Below are 7485 nucleotides of genomic sequence, written 5' to 3'. Positions count from 1 at the left end.
GCGCCCGGGTGCTCACCGGCGGCCGGCACCTGTCCGGCTTCCCCACCGGGCAGTACCTGCCGGCCACCGTGGTCGGCGACGTCGCGGTGGACGCGGCACTGAGCCGGCAGGAGTCCTTCGCGCCGGTCGCCCCGATCGTCCCGCTGCCCGCGTCGGAGCTGGTCGCCGAGGCCAACCGGAGCGGGTACGGGCTCTCCACCGCCGTGTTCACCGCTGACCTGGGCCGGGCCCTGGACGCCCTCGACGACCTGGAGTTCGGCAGCGTCGTCGTCAACGACCGCTCCACCTACTGGGAGCTGCACCTGCCCTTCGGCGGATGGGAGGGCAAGGACTCCGGGACCGGCCGGGTGGGTGTCCCCGCCGTCGTCCGCGCCGTCTGCCAGCAGCAGACCCTCTCCCTGTCCCGCCCGTGACCCCGCCCAGCGGCAGAACCGGAAGGTGGTGACCCTTTGATCAACTACACGGTCCGGAGACTCCTGCTCGCCCTGGTCATCCTGTGGGGCGCGCTCACCCTGGTCTTCGCGGTGGTCCGGCTGGTGCCCGGTGACCCGGTCAGCGTCATCCTCGGCCCCGACGCCACCGCCGAGGAGGTCGCCGACGCCCGCCGGGAACTCGGCCTGGAACGCAACGTCGTGATCCAGTACGCCAGCTTCCTCGGCCGGGTGACCCAGCTCGACTTCGGACAGTCCTTCCGGCACAACCGGGACGCCTTCGAGATGGTCATCGAGCGACTGCCCGCCACCGTCACCCTGGCCCTCACCGCGATCTGCATCGCACTGGTGGCCAGCTTCCTGCTCGGCATCGCCGCGGCGCTGCGTCCGCGTGGTCTCGCCGACCGGGCGATCTCGGTGCTGTCGCTGATCGGCCAGTCGCTGCCCAGCTTCTGGGTCGGCATCATCCTGCTGCTGATCTTCGCCCGGCAGCTCGGATGGCTGCCCAGCGCCGGCAACAGCACGCCGCAACACCTGATCCTGCCGGCGGTCACGCTGGCACTCCCCTTCACCAGCATCCTGGTCCGGCTGATCCGGTCCGGGCTGTTGGAGGTCCTCGGCGAGGGCTACATCCAGACCGCCCGCTCCAAGGGCCTGCGGGAGAGCGTGGTGCTCTTCCGACACGCGCTGCGCAACATGTTGATCCCGGTGGTCACCGTCGCCGGGCTCCAACTCGGCGCGCTGCTGGGCGGCACGGTCGTGGTCGAGGAGGTCTTCTCCTGGCCCGGCCTGGGACGGCTGCTCGTGGACGCGATCGGTAACCGGGACTACACCGTGATCCAGGCCGCCATCGCCTTCGTCACCACCGCGTTCGTCCTGGTGAACCTGGTCGTGGACCTGCTCTACGCGTACATCGATCCTCGCGTGCGGGTGGTGAACTGATGGCTGACGCAACCTCGACCACGGCGCTGCGGACCCGGTCCCGGCGTCGCCCACCGGCCCTGTTGTTCTGGTCCTGTCTGGGCGTCATCGGCCTGGCCGTGCTGGCCGGCACGCTCGGCCCGCTGCTGGTGCCGTTCGACGTCACCGAGACCAACCTCGCCGACCGGCTGCAACCACCGGGCGCCGTGCTTTCCGACGGTTCCCGGGCCTGGTTCGGCACCGACGACGTCGGACGCGGCATGCTCAGCCAGATCCTCATCGGCGCCCAGGTCTCCCTGCTGGTGGGGGTGGCGACCCTGCTGATCTCGGGCCTGTTCGGCACCGCGGTCGGTATCGTCGCCGGCTTCGTCGGCGGATGGGTGGACGGCCTGCTCATGCGGCTGGCCGACATCCAGCTCGCCTTCCCCTCCATCCTGTTGGCCATCCTGATCGCGGCCCTGCTCGGGCCCAGCCTGGTCAACGTCATCGCGGTGCTGGCGGTGACCATCTGGGTGATCTTCGCCCGGGTGGCCAGGGCACAGACCATGGCCGTCCGCAACCGCGAGTACGTCGACGCCAGCCGGGTGCTCGGCGCTCGACCGCTCTTCCTGATCTGGCGGTGCATCCTGCCCGCCTGTGCCGCGCCACTGCTGGTGGTCGCCACCGTCGAACTCGGCATGGTGATCATCACCGAGGCGGCCCTGAGCTTCCTCGGGCTCGGCACTCCGACCGCGACCCCGAGTTGGGGGTTGACCATCGCCAACGGCCGCGGCTACGTGGCCGACGCGTGGTGGATCTCCACCCTGCCCGGTATCGCGCTCTCCCTGCTCGTCGTCGCCTGCGGGGTGGTTGGCGACGAACTCCGCGACCGGCTCGATCCACACCTGAAGCACCGGTGAGGTCGCGGCCGACCCTTCACGAGCGAACGATGGAGGAGACAATGACATGGACAAGCAGAGCACGTCGGTCCCTGGTGGCCGGCCTGCTCGCGATGACCGTCGTCGGTGCCGGGGCCGCCTGCGGCGGTGGTTCCGGTGACGGCGACCAGGACCAGACCCTGCGGGTCGGGATGCCGATCCGGATGCTCTCGGTCGACCCGCACGGCACCGCCATCTCCGACCGCAGCACCCTGACCCTGGCCCTGCACCTGTTCGACCCGCTGGTCGCCTCCTCGGACGGCGAGATCACCGGCCGACTGGCCGAGAGCTGGGAGAACGTCAACGACACCACCACCCGGTTCACCCTGCGTCAGGGCGTGACCTTCCACGACGGGTCGCCGCTGACCAGCGCCGACGTCAAGGCGTCGCTGGACCGGCTCTTCGCGGCGAGCACCGCCCTGGCACCGCTGTTCGCCACCATCGAGGAGGTCAAGGCCCCCGACGAGCAGACCGTCGAGATCATCACCAGCCGGGCCACCGGCTCGCTGCTGACCAATCTCTCGATGGCGTACATCGGCAGCAAGGCCCAGATCGAGTCGGGCGAGATCGAGAGCCGCCCGGTCGGCACCGGCGCGTTCAAGCTGGAGGACTTCCGCTCCGGCGAGCGGGCCCACATGGTGGCCAACGAGTCCTACTGGGACGGCGCGCCCAAGTACGAGCGGCTGGAGTTCCAGGAGATCTCCGAGGACGCCGCCCGGCTCACCGCGCTGCGCACCGGCGAGATCGACGTGACGTACGCGTTGCCGCCGGACCAGCTCAGCCAGGTACGCGGATTCGACCAGGTCACCGTGGAGAGCGGACCGAGCGCCACGTTCTATGTGATCTGGCTGAACAACGCCCGCAAGCCGTTGGACGACCCCAAGGTCCGGCAGGCGTTGTGGCACGCGGTCGACTTCTCCTCCATCCAGGAGAACCTGTTCGGCGAGAGCGCCGTCCTGGCCAAGGCGCCGGTGCCGCAGCCGGTGTTCGGCGCGGCGCAGTTGCCCGGCTACACCTACGACCCGCAGCGGGCCCGGCAACTGCTGGCGGAGGCGGGCTACCCGAACGGCTTCAGCACCAGCATCCAGTGGAGCGCGAACTGCTGCGCCAACATCCGCCCGCTGGTCCAGTCGATCCTCAGCGCCTGGAAGGAGGTCGGCGTGAACGTGGAGATGCAGGAGAAGGAAGCCGGGCAGTGGCTCGACGACCTGCTGGCGCTCGACTGGGACATGAACATCCAGGACGGCGTCGTGGTCACCCAGGACGCGGAGTTCGTGCTCGGCCGGCTCTACACCTGCGCCGCCAAGCGACTCGGCTACTGCAACGAGGAGTACGACCGGGTCATCGCCGACGCCTCCGCGGAACTGGACCCGCAGGAGCGGCAACGCAAGCTCCAGCGGGCACAGGAGATCCTCTGGGCCGACGCACCCGGCGCCTGGCCGTTCGAACTGACCGCCTCGGCCGCCTGGCGTGACCGGGTCAGCGGCTTCGGTCCGCCGCCGACCAACGTGCCCGACTTCCGTGGTGTCTCGCTGAACTGACCGCACCGGCCGGGTGCACCGGCCGACGAGGAGGACCTGATGTCCCTGCTGTCCCTGCACGACGTCGTCGTCGAGTTCGACTCCCGGGTGGGACCGGTGCGGGCTCTGGACGGGGTCAGCCTGGACGTCGCCGAGGGGGAGACCCTCGCCCTGCTGGGCGAGTCCGGCAGCGGCAAGAGCGTCACCGCGCAGGCCATCCTCGGCCTGCTGCCCCGGCCCGCCGGCCGGATCGCCGCAGGCCGGATCACCTTCGACGGTACGGAGCTGACCACGGCCTCGGCACGGCGGATGCGCGCCGTACGCGGTGGCGAGATCAGCATGGTCTTCCAGGATCCGCTCTCCTCGCTCAACCCGGTGCACCCGATCGGTCGGCAGATCGGTGAGACGCTGCGGGTGCACCGGGGCCTGTCCAAGGCCAAGGCCCGTGCGGAGGCGCTCGATCTGATGCGCCGGGTCGGCATCCCCGACCCGGCGCGCCGGATCGACGACTACCCGCACCAGCTCTCCGGCGGGATGCGGCAACGCATCATGATCGCCATCGCGATCGCGCTGCGCCCGCGCCTGATCATCGCCGACGAGCCGACCACCGCGCTCGACGTCACCGTCCAGGCGCAGATCCTGCAACTGCTGTCCGAGCTGCAACGCGACTACCGGATGGCACTCATCCTGATCAGTCACGACCTCGGCGTGGTGGCCGCGCACGCCAGCCGCATCGCGGTCATGTACGCCGGGCGCATCGTCGAGACCGGCCCGCTGCGCCAGGTGTACGAGAACCCGGCCCACCCGTACACCCGCAGCCTGCTCCAGTCGGTGCCGACGCTCACCGCGCCCACCGCACGACTCACCCCGATCCCGGGTACGCCGCCGTCACCGGAGGCCCTGCCGCCCGGCTGTCCGTTCCACCCCCGGTGCGCGTGGCGGGTCGACCTGTGCACGCAGCAGCGGCCCACGCTGGAGGTGCTGTCCACCGTCGACGGCCCGGGACGCGCCGCGGCCTGCCACCGTTCCGAGGAGGTACGCGACGATGCCTGACCCCACCGCGCCCGCCCTGCTGGAGGTCGAGGACCTCCGGGTGCACTATCCGATCCGGTCCAGCGTGCTGCGTCGCACGGTCGGTCACGTCCGCGCCGTCGACGGCGTCTCCTTCCGGATCGGGGCCGGCGAGACCCTGGCGCTGGTCGGTGAGTCGGGCTGCGGGAAGACCTCCACCGCCCGCGCCCTGATCGGTCTGGAACGCGCCACCGCTGGCACCATCCGCTTCGACGGCCGGGACCTGAGCCTTCTCAGCGCGGCCGAACGGCGCCAGCTCACCCGCCGGGTGCAGTACGTCTTCCAGGACCCGTACGCCTCGTTGAATCCCCGGCTCACCGTCCGGGAGATCCTCCGCGAGGGCTGGTTGATCCACCGTGATCTGGTGCCGCGCCGCGACCAGGCCGACGAGGTCGCCCGGTTGCTGGAGCAGGTGGGGCTGACCGCCGCGCACGCCGACCGGTACCCGCACCAGTTCTCCGGCGGGCAGCGGCAGCGCATCGGGATCGCCCGGGCGCTGTCCATGCGGCCCGCCCTGATCATCTGCGACGAGCCGGTCTCCGCGCTGGACGTGTCGATCCAGGCGCAGATCCTCAACCTCCTCGCCGACCTGCGCGCCGAGATGGGACTGTCCTACCTGTTCATCTCGCACGACCTGCACGTGGTGCGCCACGTCAGCGACCAGGTCGCGGTGATGTACCTCGGCACCGTCGTCGAGCAGGGCCCGACGCGGGAGGTCTTCGAGTCGCCGACCCACCCGTACACCCAGGCGCTGCTCTCCGCCGCGCCCGACCCGTTCCCGTGGCGGCAGCAGGGTCCGGAGCCGATCGTGCTCTCCGGGGACCTGCCCTCCCCGGCGGACCCGCCCTCCGGTTGTCCGTTCCGCACCCGCTGCTGGCTGGCCCGACCGGAGTGCGCCGAGCACCGGCCGCCGCTGGTGGGGGAGCGACACCAGTGGGCCTGCCCGGTCGTGTCCGCTCCGGCGGTCTCCCGATGAGCAGACGCGTCCTGGTCACCGGTGCCGCCGGGGCGATCGGCACCGCCCTGGTCGCCGCCTTCCTGGCCCGGGGCTGGCGGGTCGCCGCTCTGGACCGGCGGCAGCCGGAGCCGGCGGTTGCTGCGGGGCCCGGAGCACCGGTCGCCGAGTCCCCGACCACGGACGGGCCGACCTGGCTGACCGCCGACGTGACCGACGCGGCGGCCGTCGAGGCCGCCGTCGAGCGGCTCCGCGCCGACTGGGGTGGACTCGACGTGCTGGTCAACAACGCCGCGGTCGGTCCGCCCCGGGCGCCGGTGGGCCGGGAGACGGCCGCGCACCTGCGCACCGTGCTGGAGGTGAACCTCGTCGCTCCACTCGCCCTGGTCCAGGCCACGTTGCCCCTGCTCACCGCCGGTGACGCGCCCGCCGTCGTGCAGCTCTCCTCGATCGGCGGGTCCCGGGCGTTCCGGGGCAACGCCGCGTACGTGGCCAGCAAGGGCGGCCTGGAGGCGATGACCCGCGCTCTGGCGCTGGACCTGGCCGGACGCGGCATCCGGGTCAACGCGGTCGCCCCGGCGATGGTGCGTACCCCGGGTTGGGACGACGCCGGCCCGGAGGAGGTCGCCCGGCGCGCCGGCCTCGTCCCCCTCGGTCGCGCGGGCACCCTCGCGGAGGTCGCCGACGCGGTGGGCTTCCTCGCCGGTCCGGAGTCCGGCTACATCACCGGGGTGGTGCTGCCGGTCGACGGTGGCCTTAGCGTTCAGGCGTACAGCCCGGTGGAGGAACCCGGGGTCGCCGCAACTCTAGAACCGTCCGGCGGGGACGCCTGATGCGGATCTCCACGCTGGCCCGGATGCTGCCGCACCCGGAGACGGTCTGCGTCGGCGCGGACGGACACCTCTACGCCGGACTCGCCCTCGGCAGCCCGCAGGGGCGTGGCCCGATAGTGCGGATCGACCCCGACGACGGCACCGCGCAGCGGTTCACCGACACCGGCGGACGCATCCTCGGGCTCGCCCGCGCCGAGGACGGCCTCGTCGGGTGCGACGTGGCCCGCGCGGAACTGGTCCGGATCTCCTCCGACGGCACGGTCACCGCCCGCATCGGCACCGCCGACGGCCGGCGGCTGCTCCGCCCGAACGGCTGCGTCGTCGATGCCGCCGGAGGTGTCTGGTTCACCGACTCCGGCACCGCCACGGCCGGCGAACCGACCGGCTCGGTCTGCTACGCCGCACCGGGGGAGAGCGACACGTGCCGGGTCGCCGCCGCCGACCTGGTCTATCCCAACGGCATCGGGATCAGCCCCGACGGCGGCACCCTGTACGTCTCCCTGACCCGGGACGACACCCTGCTCGCCTTCGACGTGACGGGCCCCGGCCGGCTCTCCGGCCGCCGGACGGTCGCCACCGGCGGTGCGCTGTCCGCCGGGCCGGACGGGCTCACCGTCGCCCCCGACGGGACCTGCTACCTGGCCGTCACCCGGGGCTCCCGGGTGGTCCGGATCACGCCCGACGGCCGAGTCGACACCCTGATCGAGGCACCCGACCTGCTGCGGATGCCGTCCCATGCGGCGGTGCACGGCACCCGGCTGCTGGTGCCCTCGCTGTTCGGCGACACCATCACCGCCGTCGACCTCGCGCCGAGCGGGGTGTCGGCCGAGTAGGGTC

8 protein-coding genes are annotated in these 7485 nt (G+C 71.9%); all 8 read left to right on the top strand.

Annotated elements, in window-relative coordinates:
- Window positions 1-413 (top strand): aldehyde dehydrogenase family protein (locus EYA84_RS05855; RefSeq protein WP_131051983.1); only part of this gene is annotated, 413 nt, incomplete at its 5' end.
- A 36-nt stretch (window positions 414-449) separates the two neighbouring features.
- Window positions 450-1373: a nickel ABC transporter permease gene (gene nikB, locus EYA84_RS05850; RefSeq protein WP_131051982.1), complete on the top strand. Its 924-nt coding sequence runs from the start codon at window positions 450-452 to the stop codon at window positions 1371-1373.
- Window positions 1373-2251, top strand: coding sequence for an ABC transporter permease (locus EYA84_RS05845; protein ID WP_131051981.1), 879 nt, complete (start codon window positions 1373-1375; stop codon window positions 2249-2251). The genes nikB and EYA84_RS05845 overlap by 1 nt, the downstream gene beginning before the upstream one ends.
- A gap of 41 nt (window positions 2252-2292) precedes the next feature.
- On the top strand, window positions 2293-3810 hold the full coding sequence (locus EYA84_RS05840) for an ABC transporter substrate-binding protein (protein ID WP_161594912.1): 1518 nt from the start codon (window positions 2293-2295) through the stop codon (window positions 3808-3810).
- Window positions 3811-3849: 39 nt separating this feature from the next.
- Window positions 3850-4842 (top strand): ABC transporter ATP-binding protein, encoded by a 993-nt coding sequence (locus tag EYA84_RS05835; protein ID WP_131051979.1) that lies wholly within the window; start codon window positions 3850-3852, stop codon window positions 4840-4842.
- The gene (locus EYA84_RS05830; protein WP_131051978.1) at window positions 4835-5836 is read left to right on the top strand and encodes an ABC transporter ATP-binding protein; all 1002 of its coding nucleotides are present in this window, start codon (window positions 4835-4837) and stop codon (window positions 5834-5836) included. Before EYA84_RS05835 ends, EYA84_RS05830 begins: the two co-directional genes overlap by 8 nt.
- Window positions 5833-6648, top strand: a complete 816-nt coding sequence (locus EYA84_RS05825) for an SDR family NAD(P)-dependent oxidoreductase (RefSeq protein WP_131051977.1) — start codon at window positions 5833-5835, stop codon at window positions 6646-6648. Before EYA84_RS05830 ends, EYA84_RS05825 begins: the two co-directional genes overlap by 4 nt.
- Window positions 6648-7481 carry an SMP-30/gluconolactonase/LRE family protein gene (locus tag EYA84_RS05820; RefSeq protein ID WP_131051976.1) on the top strand — a complete coding sequence of 278 codons (834 nt, stop codon included), beginning with the start codon at window positions 6648-6650 and terminating at the stop codon, window positions 7479-7481. Before EYA84_RS05825 ends, EYA84_RS05820 begins: the two co-directional genes overlap by 1 nt.
- The last annotated feature ends 4 nt before the right edge of the window (window positions 7482-7485 follow it).

Source organism: Verrucosispora sp. SN26_14.1, from assembly GCF_004307965.1.
Lineage (GTDB): Bacteria > Actinomycetota > Actinomycetes > Mycobacteriales > Micromonosporaceae > Micromonospora.
Note: the sequence above shows the minus strand (reverse complement) of the source record. Positions and strands in the feature narration are given on the sequence as shown.